This is a genomic window from Spiroplasma phoeniceum P40 (genome assembly GCF_003339775.1).
In the GTDB taxonomy this organism is placed as follows: Bacteria; Bacillota_I; Bacilli_A; order Mycoplasmatales; family Mycoplasmataceae; genus Spiroplasma; species Spiroplasma phoeniceum.
This window is the reverse complement of record NZ_CP031088.1, coordinates 144,145-160,334: the sequence shown is the minus strand read 5'-3', so window position 1 is coordinate 160,334 and position 16,190 is coordinate 144,145. Positions and strand designations below refer to the sequence as shown.

Annotated in this window: 24 protein-coding genes; 2 read left to right on the top strand and 22 right to left on the bottom strand. The window is 22.1% G+C overall.

Going from position 1 to position 16,190, the window contains the following annotated elements:
- Positions 1–132: 132 nt before the first annotated feature.
- From SDAV_RS01105 to SDAV_RS01070, 8 genes are read right to left on the bottom strand one after another with little or no spacing between them, the layout of a single operon-like run.
- Complete coding sequence (locus SDAV_RS01105; RefSeq protein ID WP_114564099.1) at positions 133–465, bottom strand: hypothetical protein; 333 nt, start codon at positions 463–465, stop codon at positions 133–135.
- Positions 458–1,045 carry a major tail protein gene (locus SDAV_RS01100; protein ID WP_114564217.1) on the bottom strand — a complete coding sequence of 196 codons (588 nt, stop codon included), beginning with the start codon at positions 1,043–1,045 and terminating at the stop codon, positions 458–460. Before SDAV_RS01100 ends, SDAV_RS01105 begins: the two co-directional genes overlap by 8 nt.
- Positions 1,046–1,060: 15 nt before the next feature.
- Positions 1,061–1,438 (bottom strand): hypothetical protein, encoded by a 378-nt coding sequence (locus SDAV_RS01095; protein WP_071937187.1) that lies wholly within the window; start codon positions 1,436–1,438, stop codon positions 1,061–1,063.
- A gap of 5 nt (positions 1,439–1,443) precedes the next feature.
- Positions 1,444–1,842, bottom strand: coding sequence for an HK97 gp10 family phage protein (locus tag SDAV_RS01090; protein ID WP_071937188.1), 399 nt, complete (start codon positions 1,840–1,842; stop codon positions 1,444–1,446).
- Between the two features lie 10 nt (positions 1,843–1,852).
- Positions 1,853–2,179: a hypothetical protein gene (locus tag SDAV_RS01085; protein ID WP_071937189.1), complete on the bottom strand. Its 327-nt coding sequence runs from the start codon at positions 2,177–2,179 to the stop codon at positions 1,853–1,855.
- A complete protein-coding gene (locus tag SDAV_RS01080) occupies positions 2,169–2,537 on the bottom strand; it encodes a phage head-tail connector protein (protein ID WP_114564216.1) in 369 nt (122 codons plus the stop codon). Before SDAV_RS01080 ends, SDAV_RS01085 begins: the two co-directional genes overlap by 11 nt.
- Positions 2,538–2,560: 23 nt before the next feature.
- Positions 2,561–4,348 (bottom strand): phage major capsid protein, encoded by a 1,788-nt coding sequence (locus SDAV_RS01075; protein ID WP_186823426.1) that lies wholly within the window; start codon positions 4,346–4,348, stop codon positions 2,561–2,563.
- Entirely contained in the window at positions 4,323–5,528 is a 1,206-nt protein-coding gene (locus SDAV_RS01070) for a phage portal protein (RefSeq protein ID WP_114564214.1), read from the bottom strand. Before SDAV_RS01070 ends, SDAV_RS01075 begins: the two co-directional genes overlap by 26 nt.
- A 488-nt stretch (positions 5,529–6,016) precedes the next feature.
- Between SDAV_RS01070 and SDAV_RS01065 the strand changes: the two genes are divergently transcribed.
- Both SDAV_RS01065 and SDAV_RS01060 read left to right on the top strand, forming a co-directional pair.
- Positions 6,017–6,502: a Panacea domain-containing protein gene (locus SDAV_RS01065; RefSeq protein ID WP_114564213.1), complete on the top strand. Its 486-nt coding sequence runs from the start codon at positions 6,017–6,019 to the stop codon at positions 6,500–6,502.
- The gene (locus tag SDAV_RS01060) at positions 6,483–6,950 is read left to right on the top strand and encodes a hypothetical protein (protein ID WP_151202492.1); all 468 of its coding nucleotides are present in this window, start codon (positions 6,483–6,485) and stop codon (positions 6,948–6,950) included. The genes SDAV_RS01065 and SDAV_RS01060 overlap by 20 nt, the downstream gene beginning before the upstream one ends.
- Before the next feature lie 106 nt (positions 6,951–7,056).
- On the opposite strand, the gene SDAV_RS01055 is transcribed toward SDAV_RS01060, so the two are convergent.
- The 14 genes from SDAV_RS01055 to SDAV_RS00990 all read right to left on the bottom strand — a co-directional run bounded on the left by SDAV_RS01055 (position 7,057) and on the right by SDAV_RS00990 (position 16,179).
- The gene (locus SDAV_RS01055) at positions 7,057–8,760 is read right to left on the bottom strand and encodes a terminase large subunit (protein ID WP_114564105.1); all 1,704 of its coding nucleotides are present in this window, start codon (positions 8,758–8,760) and stop codon (positions 7,057–7,059) included.
- Positions 8,761–8,762: 2 nt separating this feature from the next.
- Entirely contained in the window at positions 8,763–9,266 is a 504-nt protein-coding gene (locus tag SDAV_RS01050) for a hypothetical protein (protein ID WP_114564106.1), read from the bottom strand.
- A 257-nt stretch (positions 9,267–9,523) separates the two neighbouring features.
- Positions 9,524–10,003, bottom strand: coding sequence for a hypothetical protein (locus SDAV_RS01045; protein WP_114564211.1), 480 nt, complete (start codon positions 10,001–10,003; stop codon positions 9,524–9,526).
- A 274-nt stretch (positions 10,004–10,277) separates the two neighbouring features.
- Positions 10,278–10,703, bottom strand: a complete 426-nt coding sequence (locus SDAV_RS01040; RefSeq protein ID WP_114564210.1) for a hypothetical protein — start codon at positions 10,701–10,703, stop codon at positions 10,278–10,280.
- Between the two features lie 23 nt (positions 10,704–10,726).
- Complete coding sequence (locus SDAV_RS01035; RefSeq protein ID WP_114564209.1) at positions 10,727–10,906, bottom strand: hypothetical protein; 180 nt, start codon at positions 10,904–10,906, stop codon at positions 10,727–10,729.
- Complete coding sequence (locus SDAV_RS01030; protein WP_114564208.1) at positions 10,899–11,195, bottom strand: hypothetical protein; 297 nt, start codon at positions 11,193–11,195, stop codon at positions 10,899–10,901. The genes SDAV_RS01035 and SDAV_RS01030 overlap by 8 nt, the downstream gene beginning before the upstream one ends.
- A 17-nt stretch (positions 11,196–11,212) precedes the next feature.
- A complete protein-coding gene (dcm, locus tag SDAV_RS01025; protein WP_114564207.1) occupies positions 11,213–12,325 on the bottom strand; it encodes a DNA (cytosine-5-)-methyltransferase in 1,113 nt (370 codons plus the stop codon).
- A 12-nt stretch (positions 12,326–12,337) separates the two neighbouring features.
- Positions 12,338–12,691, bottom strand: coding sequence for an HNH endonuclease (locus SDAV_RS01020; protein ID WP_071937496.1), 354 nt, complete (start codon positions 12,689–12,691; stop codon positions 12,338–12,340).
- A gap of 4 nt (positions 12,692–12,695) precedes the next feature.
- The gene (locus SDAV_RS01015; protein ID WP_114564206.1) at positions 12,696–13,550 is read right to left on the bottom strand and encodes a recombinase RecT; all 855 of its coding nucleotides are present in this window, start codon (positions 13,548–13,550) and stop codon (positions 12,696–12,698) included.
- 119 nt (positions 13,551–13,669) lie between these two features.
- Positions 13,670–13,912, bottom strand: coding sequence for a hypothetical protein (locus tag SDAV_RS01010; protein WP_114564112.1), 243 nt, complete (start codon positions 13,910–13,912; stop codon positions 13,670–13,672).
- Positions 13,903–14,337, bottom strand: a complete 435-nt coding sequence (locus tag SDAV_RS01005) for a single-stranded DNA-binding protein (RefSeq protein WP_114564113.1) — start codon at positions 14,335–14,337, stop codon at positions 13,903–13,905. The genes SDAV_RS01010 and SDAV_RS01005 overlap by 10 nt, the downstream gene beginning before the upstream one ends.
- A 90-nt stretch (positions 14,338–14,427) precedes the next feature.
- Positions 14,428–15,147: a PD-(D/E)XK nuclease family protein gene (locus SDAV_RS01000; protein WP_114564114.1), complete on the bottom strand. Its 720-nt coding sequence runs from the start codon at positions 15,145–15,147 to the stop codon at positions 14,428–14,430.
- 5 nt (positions 15,148–15,152) lie between these two features.
- On the bottom strand, positions 15,153–15,830 hold the full coding sequence (locus SDAV_RS00995; RefSeq protein ID WP_114564115.1) for a hypothetical protein: 678 nt from the start codon (positions 15,828–15,830) through the stop codon (positions 15,153–15,155).
- 100 nt (positions 15,831–15,930) lie between these two features.
- On the bottom strand, positions 15,931–16,179 hold the full coding sequence (locus tag SDAV_RS00990; RefSeq protein ID WP_114564205.1) for a hypothetical protein: 249 nt from the start codon (positions 16,177–16,179) through the stop codon (positions 15,931–15,933).
- Positions 16,180–16,190 lie beyond the last annotated feature (11 nt).

Below are 16,190 nucleotides of genomic sequence, written 5' to 3'. Positions count from 1 at the left end.
TATTTTGATTGTTATAAATTTCTATAATTTCTATTAATGTTTTTAATTTAATATATTTGCTGTCTATAATTGAAAACCCTAAATGACTAAGTCATAGTAATAAGTTAGGAGTAAATTTATTAAATTTATAATCTACTTTTTTGTTAATTCGCCGTATTCCTGTAAATTTTTGTCATTAACACTAGCACCTACAAATTCCATTATTAAGTTATTAATTTCATTAACATTTTCGGTAATTTCTTTAAATGTAATTTTTTGACAAAATTCCTTAAAATCTTTAAATTGATTTTCATCAGCTGCTTTCGCAAAAGAAAATAATAATTTTAAAATAAATGAAAATTCATATTTGTCTTTTTCTAATTTATTTAACAATTCTCCGTATGAACCAAATAAATCCTCATAAATAATTAATGCATAAGTGCTTATATTAACTTTTAATTTTAAACTTTCTAAATATCTATTCATCTTCGTTTTTTTCTTCTTTTTCTAATTTTGGAACTTGGGAAAAGTAGTTATTATAATTATTTTCATTAGCTTTTTTTGTTGTTTTAATTTTAATAACATTATCTTCAATTCGTGGTAAGGCGTTTAATTCAAAAGTATAAGTATCTGGGTTTACATTTTCGGTTTGAGTGTTATGAGTTTGATTGGGGCGTTTTAAATTAACTCTTAAAAGCCAAATTCTTTTTTCTTCTAAATCACCCTTGATTTCAAACCCCAAAGCAATCTCACTCTTTAAACTAGTTGATTTTTCAATATAATTTCCATTTTTATCTTTTTCAATTCCTAAAATTTCTTGTTCAAAATCATCAGATGGTTTTGCTATTGTTAAACTACCACTATAACCTTGAAAAGAATTTGAAATATAGTATGGTTTATTATCAGCATAAAAGGTATTAGTGTTTTCGCTAACATTTAAACTTAAATTTACTGCTCCTAATATTTTTTGTGGGATTGCATATTCTGTTTTGTTTGTTGTTTGATTGTATTTTAATTTTGCATAATGAACATTTTCTAGTCCAAATTCAATAATGTTGTTATTCATTTGTATTTTCTCCTTTTATCTTTTTAGCAACAAAAATATTTCATAAATTACGATATATAAATTTTGTTCGTATAAATAAAACTCTTGTGCTAATTGATAATTTATTTTTTTATTTATTAATTCATTTTCTAGTTTTTCAATTTCATTAAAATTAATTTCATTTTTAAAATTAAAGCAAATTTGGAATGTTTGTCTTATAAAATTATTAATATTATCTGATGAAAAAAAGGTATTATCATTAATTCTATAAAAAGTTATATTATTTTCAATGTTATTGAAATTATCTTCATTAAAATTAAAAAATGTATATTTAATCTTTTTAGTTGGATAAAGTTTTTTTAATAATTCAATAATTAAATTAATATTTTGCTCTCTTTTATTATTAATAATCATCTTAACTAATATTTTAAAATAGTTTCTATTTTTTTAATATATTCATCAATATATTTATTATAAGCATTTCGTAAAAATGGGCGAGGATTAATTTTTTCATTATTTCAATGATTGATATATCCATATTCTAATAAGTGGATTATTTGATATTGTTTAGTGGCATAAATTACACCAATTATTTTATCTTTGGTTAATTTTATTTTAAAAACAAAATAATCTTTTAAATGTCTTCTTTTTGTTAAATGTTTATTGCTAATAGGGCAAGTAATTTTAATTTCTGCCAATATTTTTTCACCTACATTTTTAATTTCTGCTTTTATTTGTTCTTGGATATCATAAGTATATTGTTGGATTGAGTCTGCAACAAAATCAAATATATCAACTACTGAATTACTTTTTTTCATTTTTAACACCTTATCTTAAACTTAAAAATAGTTCTAAAAATCCATCTTGTCTGTCATAAGTTCTAATAATTTCATATTCTTGTCAATTATTTTGATATTTATAATCAATTAAAATAAATTTTTCATTATCATACATATATTTATCTATAAGTAATTTTATTTCTAATTTTATGCCTGCCATTCTAGCGGTATAAAAATCATTAGCATAAATTGATTTAATATCACAAAATACTTGTTTTTTATTTTTAGTTATTTTTTTATGACTTAATGGATTTTCGTCATCTTCTTTATCAATTAGAAAAGCATAATCATTTAATAAAATTAAATTATCTTTCATTTTTATTTTTTTCTAGTTTTTTAATATCTTTTAATTTCTTTTTTAATTCTTTGAGCTCTTTTTCCAATTGATATATAGTTGTTTGTGGATAATTAGCATATTTATACATTAATTGTTGAATATTATAGTTAAGAATAGTATAAAATTTTTCTCCAATTAATTCTCGCCCTAAATTTTCCTTAACATAAATAGAAATAATATTTTTTATTTGTTCATCATTTGCTTCTTCAATAATTTGAAAAGGAAGACCGGAATTTATTAAAATATTTTTTGATGATTGAATTAAAGTTTTTATTTCTTCATCAAATAAATTATGCTGAATTCGTAAACTTAATTTAACAAAATTTAATAAGTCCATATTGATCCTCCTTTATTTTTAAATTACTCAGGTTGGAAATTTACAAAAGCATTTTTTTCAACAACTTTCCCGTCTAAAATGGCTGCTCCCACATAAGTATGTAAAAGTTTTTTAATTCCGATATGTTCAGAATATCTTAGAGTTAAAGGCTCTTGGAAATTTACATAATAAGTGTTTAATTTTCCAAAAGAAATGCAATTATTTTTATTTGTTTTAGAAAATGTAGGATATGTGTCTGTTAAAACAACATCATAACCTAAGATTTTATTAGTAACTCCATCTGAACTTATATTGTGGTTTCAAATAGGGCGATCATTTTTATCTTTAATATTTTGAATAGTTCAGAATGTTTCGTTATTCATTACAAATTTAGCACCATTTGAGTATCCTAATTTTAATGATTTAATCATTTCAATAATAGCATCGTAATTTAATTCTTTAATTTTTACACTTTTAATGCTTGTATCTGATAATATTCCAGTTGGTTGACCTTTTCCAGTTCCAGTAGCGATTGATTGTTCAATACCCTCTTTAATTCTGTTTGTAATTACTCTAATTACAAAAGCTTCAAAATCTTCAATTGTCATAAATCTTGTAGTTTCTGAAAATTCAAGCGAAGTGGCAATAATGTGGCCATCAAATTTAATACTATCTAAGCCTGTTTCTCCTTTTACTTCTTGCCCCTCTGTGACAAATTTAGCTGCTGTTGAATCTTTTTCATACGCAATATCTAATTTTCCTCGGTGTTCTAAAATAGTTACTTCATTAATTAAATTAGAAGTTAATTTAATTTCATTTAAGATGTTTTTTCATATTGTAGTAGGTACAAGCGGACTCGCATCTTCATTTCCAGTTGGATTTGTTCCAACTTGTAAGAATTTTGTTTCTTGTGGCGTTAATTGTTGTCTTTGCATATTTTTTAATCATGCATTTTTATATTCTCTTGTATCTAAAATATCTTTTTGATTATAGATAGTTTTAATTTCCATTTGTTCTGTTCCCCTTAATGTTTGTAAAATTGTGCTATTTCCGTTTTCAATATTTTTAATATTTTTTTCTAAATATTCATTTCTTATTTTTTGAGTTTCTGTAATTTCTTCATTTAATTTTTTAATTGCAGTTAATAACTCTTTTTGTTCTTGTAATTCTTTATTAGATAAATTATTTTTCTTTAATTCCATATTTTCTAATTGTTCTTTTTTTTCTTCTAATTCATTGTTGGAATCAATAATTTTGTCATTTAATTCTTTTAAATTCACTTTTTCCATGTTTTTTTCTCCTTTGATATTTTTAATTTCTTGTATTTTACTCTGTGGATTTGCTCCTAATGGAACCAAAGAAATTTCGTCAACTTCAATTTGTTTTAAATAACGAACAACTTGGCCGTTTATTTCTGTTGGTTCTGATTTTAAAATACGATATCCTATACTTAACTGCATTGGTCTATTATCTTTTTGCATTTGTTTAGCAATTTCGTAAGTTTCTTTTCCATAATTAGTATTAGTATATATTTTAATTTTTGCCCATAATCCGTCTTTTCGGTTTTCTAAATCTGCAACACCCAAAATTTTTTCGTGATTATGAGATAAAAACACTGGCACAGTTTTACCATTTTTTAAATCATTTTCAAAACTTTTGTAGTCAGTAATGTCATTGTGATAATCAACTACATCATATTTATTTGCTATTCCGATAATTTCGTTTGTACTAAATTTATCTTCTTTTATTTCTTTTATTTTTTTTATATTAAAATCAATTTTTTTAGTAATTTCATTATTAATAATTTTATTGTTGTCCATTGTTTTCTCCATTTTTTTCATCATCTACTTTTCCATAATTTCAATTTAAAAAGGTATCTCCTCCCTCATAAGGATCTAAACCAAATAATAATTTTCTTATTTCATTTGGGTTTACTGCACCAAGTTCAACACCTTTTAAACTATTTGATAAGTTTAATATTATTAATCTACTATCTAATACAAACTCAAAATATTGCCCTAATTCTAATTCTTTTTTAGTAAAAATTTTAAAGGTAAATTCTTTTTCTAATTGTCTTAAAACTGGATGAATTACAGTAGATAAATAACTTAAAAATTGTTCTGAATTATAAGTCCCTTTAACAATCTCGGGTGCTATATTAAAAAATTTATAAATTAAATTTTCAGAATATTCATTTTGTTCTTTACTAAACTTTGATATATTACTATCAATTTTTTTAAAATCTTGTCCATAAGATAAATACGCAACTCTTTTATTACTAAAATTGGTATTTTTAAAATTAATATCTTCAACTGGTAAAACTGGCAACATTTGGGATCTCTCTTGGTTAAACTGCGTAGGAGCACCAGTTGGCCCCAGTGGCATATTTGTGGTAATTATCCCCATTAAAGAATTTGTTTCTTTAAAATTGTTAATAATAGAGTTTGTCATTTCTTCTAATATTCTTTTGCTTGGTTCAAGCGAATTATTAGGATTATCCCCTAAGAAATTTTTATTATAAAATTTCCGTAGATGAATTATTTGAGAATACGGTAATATCTCAAATGCATTATTATTTTGATAAAATCTTATAAATAATTCATCATCCTTAGACAATAATTCAATAGTACTGTATTCGATTGGAATTAAAGAAATGATTTTATCATTAATATCTTTTTCTATTTTAATAAAAACATTCCCTTGCAAAAATAAATTAGTAATTATCTTATAATAAAAATCATAACTACTCATTAAATTGTTTGGTCTCAAATTTAATAAATAATCAAAATTAGATTTTTTTATTTTTTCATTTTGGCGATATGTATTAACTGATACTTGTGCTATATCAGTAGCAATCCGATTAATTGTGCTTTTAATTACATCAATTTGATAATTATTCTGAAAATTAGTAAAAAAGTCTTTTCATTCAAACTTAACAATATCAACTTGAGAATTTTTAGGCGTTTTATTTACATCATTATTATTTTCTTTATTTTTTTTATATCAAAACATAATCACCAGCCTTAACAATAATAATTAACCCCATCATTTATTGTCGTCGTGATGATACCGTCATTAAAAATATTTGTCAAATAAAAAAAGACAATTTATATTGTCTTTAAAATAATTTATGTTATAATATATACAAATTTGTACTTATTCAGTCGTAACAAATTCCTTAAATATTATGTGAATAATCTTCTTGTCTGCTTGTTTGTGGTTGTCTAGGGGAACTCGGTTATGAGTTAAATTCATTCAAGTAGTTCAACATTATTTATTTACTATAATACGACTGAATAAATACAAATTTTTTTAATTTTAATAATTATAATTACTATTGTTTAATTTTCAATAAGTAATAATCATTACTTATTATCGTGATGATACCGTCATTAAAATTATTTGTCAAATAAAAAAACAATTTATAAACAAGTAATAAAGGTATTTACAAATACTTATATTTTTATATAATTTAACTAATAAGGAAAGGGTGAATTATTATGAATTTAGAAAAAAAAGATAAATTATTTTCTATTGTATCTTATTTAATTAATAATCATAAAATTACTGAACCAGTAAAATTACAAAAGATTTTATATTTTTTATATTTAGATTATTTAAAACAATATGATGAAAAATTATTTGAAGATGAATTTGAAGCATGAGTATATGGGCCAGTATTAAGAAGAGTTTATTATCATTTAAGATATGTGGGAGTAAATTTTGATGAGTATGAAAATTTTGATGAAAATAAATATACTTGTACTAAAATAATCCCCCTAGAAGATAAAAAAATAATAAAATTTATAGATGATAAAATAGAAAAATATAAATATAAAAATACCTTTGTTTTAGTTGAGGAGACTCATAATACTGAACCTTGAATTAATGCAAGAAAAGGATTAGATAACCATGAAACATCAAGAGAAAAAATAAATTTTTTAGATATGAAAAAATTTGTTAAAAATGAAAGTAATAATTGATAAAAGTTTATTTAAAGAAAAATGTATATTTTATGAAATAGATTATGAAAATAAAATAATATTTACCTTTAAAACTGATGATAAAATAGTTAATAAAATTAGTAAAGAATTTGATTATTTTATTAACCGAATAAAAAAATGAAAAAATATAAATAAATTTAATTCTAATTTTGTTTCACATAATGATATTAAACACAGACAATTAATTTATGATATTTTAGAAAAATTAGGAATTAATGAAGAATTGATGTTGCAAGAAATTTATGAAAATTTAATTTATAAAAAAGAAGTCTGAGGACAAGTAAGAATGTTTTTTCTTTGTGAAAATACAACAGAAAAAATAATTATAAAACCTTTATTTTTGGATTTAAATCATGTTATTTATAATGATAATAAATTTAATAAAAAATATGATATTTGTTGGATATGCAAGCAAAAAAACTGCATTTAGTATATAATATAATTATAATTATAGGTGGGCCGTATGGACTTGTCCGCTATCGGTAAGAGCATTGTTTGTTTCCCCACCTAAAAAAAGAGATTATTAAATCTCTTTTTTATTTTTGAGAATATATTTTATATAATTCGATATAAATTCGGTCTTTATTATCGCGAAAGATTTTATAAGCAAATAGAAGGGCAATAAAACCGTCAATTCGTTTGTTTTTTGATCTTTTAATTGGCATCATATTTTCTTTTTCTTCATCAATAAGAACATCAACATTATTAAAGTGTAATTTTAATAAAGGGTTTTGATTAAAAACAAATTTATTGTCATCAAATTCTAATTTAAGGGCTTTTATAATTGGGCTAATTGTTCTTACTCCAAATCTAATTAAATTATTTATAAGATAAAATCCTGCATTATCTAAATGTTGTTTTAAAAGATATGAGTTAAAAGTATCATATCCTATACCATAACAAATTAAATTATATTTTTTCATTATATTTATAATATAATTAACAATTTCACTAATATTGATTTCTTCTCCTTTGCATAATGTTAATATTCCTTGTTCTTGGTAAAGTTTATATGGAATTTTATCTTCTGTTGTTTTTTCAATTATTCTTGCTTCTGGCATAAAAAATTGTGATAATAATATAAATTCATTTGTGTCTAAATTTGGGATTAAAAATACGACTGCACTTAGATCGTTTGTTTTTGATAAATCAATTCCAATAGTACAAATTCTATTTTTTATTAAGTATTCATCGGTATTAATAATTTTATTATTTTTAGTTTCTAAATCTAATCGACTAAAAAGGGCACTATCTAAATTGCTCTTTAAATTACAATGTTTAATTAAAAAATTTGGTTGTTGAGTTGGTGTAATTAATGCTTCTTGTCATTCGGCTTTAAAATTATCAATATATTTAGAAATACCCAAATTTGGATTAGCTTTATAAAGATTGTTAAAATTTTTTCATTCATTTCTTTCATCAAGTTCATAAATTCAAGGTAAAAATTTATTATCTTTTATTGTGTTTTCTAAAACTTTCTCAGCATAAGAATATCTTTCATCGAAAATATTTTCTCTAATAGATCCATTGGTTGTTATTAATAACATTAAATAATCTTTTCTTTTTGCGGTTGCTGTTCGCATAACATCATAAATGTCACGCTTTTCCATCATTGCTACTTCATCTAAAACAACAAAATAGGGGTTTAAACCATCTAATGTTTTTGTTTCTGATGATAGTGGTTGAAAAAAAGAATTATTATGTATAAACTCTATTTTATCTCGCTTAACTTTTAAAATTTTATTTAAGTTAGGATTAATAAAAATCATTCGTCGCATTTCTTCATAAACTCTTTTTGCTTGATCTCGTTTGGTTGCAATAGAATAAAGTTCGGCATTTGCTTCATTATCTAAAATTAAACTTTTTAAAGCGATTGCAGAAGCAAGGGCGGTTTTTCCATTTCCTCTTCCGACAATTAAGAGTGCTTCTTTAAATCTTCTTAAATTTGTTTTTTTATCATAAAAACCATATAATGCTTCTAAAAATGCTTTTTGCCATAATTCTAATTTAAAATTTTGTTTATTATATTCTCCAGTTGTATGAAAACAAGATTTTTCAATAAAGCTAATTGTTTTATTTGCTTCTTTGTGATTAAAATAATAATCTTTATTTGATTTTAATTCTTTTACTAATGTGGAAACAATTTTTTTAATTTTTATTCCAACTTTATTTTTATTGGAGTTTTTATTTATTCATTCATAATATATTTCTAAATTTGTTTTTTCATTATTTGCTTGCATTCTTATTTTTCCTCTGAATTATCATATAAATTATTAAAATTAAAAGTATCGGAATTATCTTTTTGATTAGCTATTTTTATTCATTGTTCTATTATTTCATATCCAGCTTTATAATCTTTATATGCTTGTCCATAAGAAATTAAAGCGGGGTGTCTTACTTCTTTTGGTTTTCCACGATTATTATCGGTTTCAGAAAATAATTTACCGTCATTAATTAAGGTTTGTATTTCATTATTAATGTTATTTAAAGTTAATTTAAGGGTACAAAATTCTTCTAAAAAATCAAGTTTAATAATATCTAAAATAACATTTTTTTCTTTTAAAAATCGTTTATATTTATTTATTAATTTTTCTTTATCTTTTTCTCAATTTAAAAGGTTTTCGTGTTGGTTTAAGTTATTGTTTTCTTTTGTTAAAATGCTTTCATTTTTTGTCAAAAAAGGGGAATTTTTTGTTAAATTTTGGCTATTTTTTGCTTGTTTTTTGCTATTTTTTAACTCATTCATTTATAAAAACTCCTTTATTTACGGGTTTTTTTATTATTTTTAGTATAAAAGTGCGGTTTTTTTCAAAATTAAAAAAAGTGTACACGGAACCCCACCACATCGGAACCCGAAAAGTCCTTATTTTAAAGGACTTATAGGGGGGTATATAAGTAAAATAAAATTAATATTTATATAACTAATTACACCGTGATGATACCGTCATTAAAATTATTTGTCAAATAAAAAACAACAATTAATTTTGTTGTTTTAAATTATTATTATACTAAATGATAAAATAAAACTGCTAATTTAAATTTCTTTTCTGTATCTTGTTTAAATGAAAAATCATAGATAATACAAGAATCATTTAAAAAATTACATTCTTTAATAAAACTTTTATGTTTTTGAATTATTTTAGTTCTTATTTTATTTATAATTGATGATATATCATTTTCTTTTACAAAAATAATTAAAGCCGTTTTTGTATCTCTTCAAGTTAAATAACCTTGTAATTGATCTATTGCTTCTAAAAATTTTTTTTCTCCATTTCAAAACTTACATTCAGCTATAAAAACATTTTCATTATTATATTTAAGCATTATATCTGTTTTTCCGCCTCTATTAAATGATTCGGCAGTTATAGATGCCTCAAAATTTAAAGAAAGAATTAGTAAAATAAAATCTCTAATTGTATTTTCATTATGAATTTTAATTTCATTATTTTCAGAATAACGATAAAGATTAGGATATGTTTCCAATCCTTTTCCTAATTCATGAATTGTATTTAATATTTCAAAATAATCATTCTCTGTTATTATAATATCTTTTTCAAAACCCCCTATGGTTTTTTGGGGTGGTTTAATTATTTTTTTCTTTTTCTTTTTCGGAGATACTGAAAAAACACTATTTTGATCGGTAGTTTTTTTTACAGGTATGGTTAATTTATTTAAAAAGTTATATTTTTCTTTTACATTTTCTTTTTTTTCATTAATATTTGTTTCAATTTTATATTTTAAATCACTATTAAATAAATTAATGCGGTTCCATTATTTCTTTTATATTGTGTTTAAAATATTTTTTTATTTCTTCAATCTTAATTAATAAAATTTCTTGATTTTCTTTTTCATATTTTATAAAACAAGCGATTTCATTATCATTTATCTCAAATTCAGTATAAAAACCTAAAATATATTTACAAAATGGTTTTTTTTGCAACAATTCTTTGTTGCCAGAATATGGTATATTTATTTTTATGTCGTTATTTGATACTTCTCAATTAATACAATCAAAATCTAATTTAATAATTTCTATTTGATATTTATTTATTAAATATTTAATAATTTCATTTTGATCAACATTTAAAATATAATTATCTTCAAAATCGTTAATTTCGTTTTTAAAATTTTTTTCTAAAATTTGTAAAAAATCATCCAATTTTTCATTTAAAAAAAGATTCATGCTTTTTTATTTTCCTTTCTTTTTTATAAATTAATACTATCATACTTATTTTTGATACATTTAAAATGACCATTATAGAGTAATTGATTTTCATTTTCATTAATTTTTAATAATCCTGCTTGGGTAAAAATAATTGGAATTTCTTTATTACAAACAAAACAAATTTTATTATAGTATCCTATTATTAATTTATAATTATTCATTATTATTTCCTCCAAAAACGATATTTATTATTTTCTTTTTCTTTTTCGGAGATACTGAAAAAATACTATTTTCATCAGTGATTTTTTTTACAGGTATTACAATTCGTTTATTTTCTTTAATAGTTGTTTTATCAAATTTATTAATTATATTGAATAACATTTCCTTAGTTTCGTTAGAAAAATTACCTTTTATATATAATTCATTAGTTATATTTCTTAAATTATCAAAATCAGAATTAATTACATATTTCATTATTTCATCTGATATTTCTTTATTTACTTTTTTCATTTGTATTTTCTCCTTTGTTAATTTTTCTTTTCTGTTTTAAACATTTTTATAAAAATCTTTTCTAATACATCAATCACAATGCTATTACCAGCTTGTTTATAAAGTTGTGTTTCTGAAACAACTTTGCTTGCTTTATCAAAATCTTTATTACTAAATCCCATTAATAATCAGCATTCACGAGGTGTTAATATTCTTAAAAAGTATTCTTTTTCATCAATTAAAAAAGATAATATTTTATTAGTATATTGATTTTGTATTTTATTATCAATCATAATTTTATTGACATTACTTGCTGCGATTGTTCCTATATAATTATTTTCTGTTTTTCAAAACCGATTATATGATCCATTAATTAGCAAACCATCTTTTGCTCGTGGTAAAACAATAAAATTACCATAATCCTTAATTGTTGGAATTGCAATAATTCCTGCGTTTCCTAATTGCATTTGTTTTGTTGTAATTGTATAAGAACATTGTTGAATGATTTTAAGTTTATTGTTTTCAATTGCTTTTTTCATTGATTCTTGTCTAATAAAATATTTTTCATTTACATTGTTTTCTAAAATATCTTTTACTAAAAATTTTAAATTACAAGGTTGGGGATATTGAAATTTAAAATCTTGCTTTAATGTTGATATCATAAACAATCTTTTTCTATTTTGGGGAATTCCATAATCCTTGGCATTCATTGTAAAATATTGATTATGATATCCTAATTTATTAAGTTGATTTTGTAGATTTTCAAATCCAACAAAAAACTTTTTACTTAATAAATTTGGCACATTTTCCATTAAAAGATATTGAGGTTTTATTGGCATTGTTTTTATTAAATCAACAACTTTGTAAGCTAAACCACTTCGATTACCATTTAATCCTTGCCCATTATTATTGGCGTTTGATATGTCTTGACATGGAAATGATCAAGTTATTAAATCGGCATACGGTAAAGTTTCTAATTTGGTAATATCACCTAAATTTGGTGTGTCATAATCATTAAAAATTGATCGATATGATTTTTCAGCATATTTATCATTATCACAAATAGCAACTATCTTATGGTTAATTTCAATATTTTCTAATGCTTTTCTTTGACTTCCAATCCCAGCAAATAATTCTATTACTTTAATCATAATAACCTCTTTTTATTCTTCTTTATCGATTATTTTTACTTTGCCAGTTTTTTCGTCAATTATGACATTATCGCGATATCCTTTTTCGGTTTTGTGTTCTTTATTGTGGCATTTCATACATAATAGTTCTAAATTTTTTCAAGCAAAAAGTTTATCAATGTTTCAATTAATAAAATCTTGATCGGTAATATATTCTTTGTGATGAACAATAACGCCATTAACTATATATCTTTTTTGATAACATCGTTCACATATTCCCATTTTGCTATTAAAATAATCGTTTCTTATTTTTACTCATTTTTTATTGCGATAAAATTTATGTCTAATTGGACGATTTTTATCATAATCTTTTCAATTATTTTTCATTTTATTAATCAGAAAACATTTCATTAACAGCTTTAGCAATTTCTTCATCATCATTTATTTCATTACTGCTAAATTCTTGTTCTAAATTTAGATTTAATTCATCTTTTTTGTTATTTAATTCAATAACATTGTTATCTTCTTTATTTTTTATGTTAGGATTATCACTAAACTCTTTGCTGTTATTAATAATTATTGCTTGATCATGTTGATAGGCTTCTTGCATTTCAACTGACATAATACCTCATTTTCTTAAAAGTTGGGTTAATACTGCTTTAAGTGCCATTCCCTCATAACTTCCAGCCGTAAATTTTCCGTAAGTTTGATAATTCTTAGAATATGTTTTAAAATGATTTTCGCATTTTTCTTTACTTCAATATAAAGTTTTTTTATAACCATTTAGTAGTTTAAAAAACGCAACATATCCGATTGTTTCTTTTTTTGTTCGCTCATTTTCGTTGGTTATTCATTTAAAATTGTATTCTTGTTCTAATTCATCAAAATTTAATAATTCACCTTGTTTTACTTCTATTGCGTTTATTGTTAAATATTTTCCTGTTCGGATTGCTAACTGAATATAACCCTTATAACCAATTTGCAACTGTCCTTTTCCATTATATGGAACAATATAGGCATATCCTAAGTTAGGATCTAACGGTAAATCTAATAACATTGCTTTTACACAAGCAGATAAAACACTCATTAAATTTATTTTTTCTTTATCAAATAAATTGGGATTATTATTATAAATTGTTAAGATATTTTTACGAAATAAATTAATTTCTTTCTGATTTGTTAATTTTTCATTAATTCAATTATTAACTTTTGAATTATTTAATATTAATTCAATTTTATTATTCATTTTATTTTTTCTCCTTTTTTATTTTTCACAAATAACACAAATAGCAATTATATTTATGTAATTTTGTAAAAAAGCATAATTTTATATTTTTACATTTTAAAAAATGATTACGATATTTATTACATTTTTTCATTATATTTTTTTCTTTCTAAAATTAGATCTAACTTATCATCTTTACAAATAACTAAATTATTTTCACCATAATTTTTTTTAAAATATTCTCATTCCCAAGTTGAATTAATATTGACATCTTCAACATCAATACCAGTTATATATTCACCAAAATAAGTTTTACATGGTTGTTTACCTTTTTCAGAACGATAACATAAAATATATTTATTAGTTTCCATATTTAATCTCATAAAATCGCATCATCATTATTTTCAAATGATTTATTTGCTTCTATTTCTTCTAAACGAATATTTCTTGTTGCTGATTGGGTCTGATTTATTTTTGTGGGTGTTATGGGCGGTGTGCTATTTTTTAAATTATTATTAGTTTGTAAAAATTGACAACTATAAACTCTTACCGTTCACTGTGTTTTATTTTCTTTGTCTTTAAAAGATTGTAAAATACCTGTAATTGCAATTTGACTACCTTTTTGACAATATTGCTGTAATACACTTGCTTGTTTATTTCAAACTTGACAAGGAATAAAATCAGTTTCTTTTTGGGTTGAATGTGGTCTTGTTACTGCTAATTGAAACATGGCATATTCTTTACCATTTTGTGTTCTTTTAATTTCAATATCTTTTGTTGTTCTACCAATGGCAATAAATTGATTCATACTAATATTCCTTTCTAGTGTTTTGGTTTTTTATTTTCTTTGTTGCATTTAAAACAATAACCTCAATATTTTAATTTGGGACAATAGTTTTTAATTTTCATAGTTTCTTTTCTCCTTATTAGAATTATTTTTTAAAAATGTATGCATTATTTCTTGTCATTCTAACTTTAATTGATTGGTAATATTGAAACGATTTATATTAACACCATTTTCGTTAATTATTCAAATTTCACCAATATTACTAGTAAAAATATTATTTTTTTCAAGTAAATAATTATATGCTGTAATTTGTATTTTTGCTTTGTTAATTTTTTCAGCATTAAAGTATTTTCAAGTTTTAAAATCAACAACAATAGCTTTGTTATTTTCATAATAAATTAAATCGGGAGTGCCACACACTTTTCCGTCGGATAAGGGTGTTTCAAACATAATAATTGATTTAATAAAATCGTTTTTTATTCTATTAAAAAAATTATAGAATAACTCAATTATTTTTAAACTTTCTTTTATTGTTGATATTTTTTTACTATTTTTAATAATTGTTTTATAATTTTTTCTATTTTCTGTTTGGAAAATTGCATCATATAAAATCCGTGAAATAAACTCATGAATAATTTTTCCTCTTTCGGTTGCTTTTTTAAAAAGTTCATTATTTTTCATTAATTTATCATATTGAATTTCAGTATTATTAAAATAACTAATAATAGCGGTAATGCTGGGGAAAACAATATTATCTATAAAATAAGAATGATTATCTTTTTCAAAATTTACATTATATTTTAATTTAATATTATTACTAATAAATTGCATTATTTTTAAAAATGATGTTTCTTTTCATATAATATTTCTAAACCATTAATATTTGGAATTTCATTATTATTTTCTTTAATTGCTTTTTTAATCGCTTCTTCATCAATAGTTTTAATAATAAATTTTTCTGGCACTTTTTCAATATCAATAATATTTATTTTTAAATCTAATTTTGTTTTTAAACCTTTAACTTTTATGTCTTCTTTATTCAAAATTTCAGAAATTAAATTATTTTCTTTATTATTATTTAATTCTTTTAATTGATTTTCAGCCGCATTCATTCAATTAATTTGTTTAGTCAATATTTCAATTTGAATAACATCTGTTTCTAATTTTTCAAAAGATTTAGTAATGTATCTATACAAACTATCAATTATTTTAAGTTCTGATCGATTATTAACAATTGGAGTTATTATTTTTTTAATTGTAGATTTTAATAATATTTTTAATTCAGTACCATAATCTGCATCACTTTTGTTATTAACTTGAAAATTGTTAATATTTTTAATTAAATTATTCAAATTTTTTAAATCATTATCAATATTTTTTAAAAATAATAAATTATTTGCCACACATTTTTTTAATGTTGAGATAATAAATTCATCTTTATTTTTAAAATCATCTAAATCTTTATTTGTTTTAATAATTTGATTTATTTGATTTTCGCTTTTTATTACATCCATTATTTTTCCTCCTTATTAGGTAATTTGTAATATTTAATATTATCTTTTAATTGTCATGTTGTGAAACTTATGCCCCCTGTGGAACTATAACTAGTAGTAATTATTTTTTAAAATCTTCTTTATATAATATTTGTTGTTTTAATTCATCAAGTTCTTTTTTAAGTAATTCATTTTCTTCGATTTTGTCTTCAAACATTTTATTAAGTACTTCTTCAGTTTTTAAACTTCAATTTAAATCTTTATTTAATTCTGTAAGTTCTTCTTTAAGTACATCATTATCACAAAATAAACAATAATCAGAGTTAATTTGATTAACAGGGCATTGACATTTTTTACAATATTTTGCCATTATTTATCCTC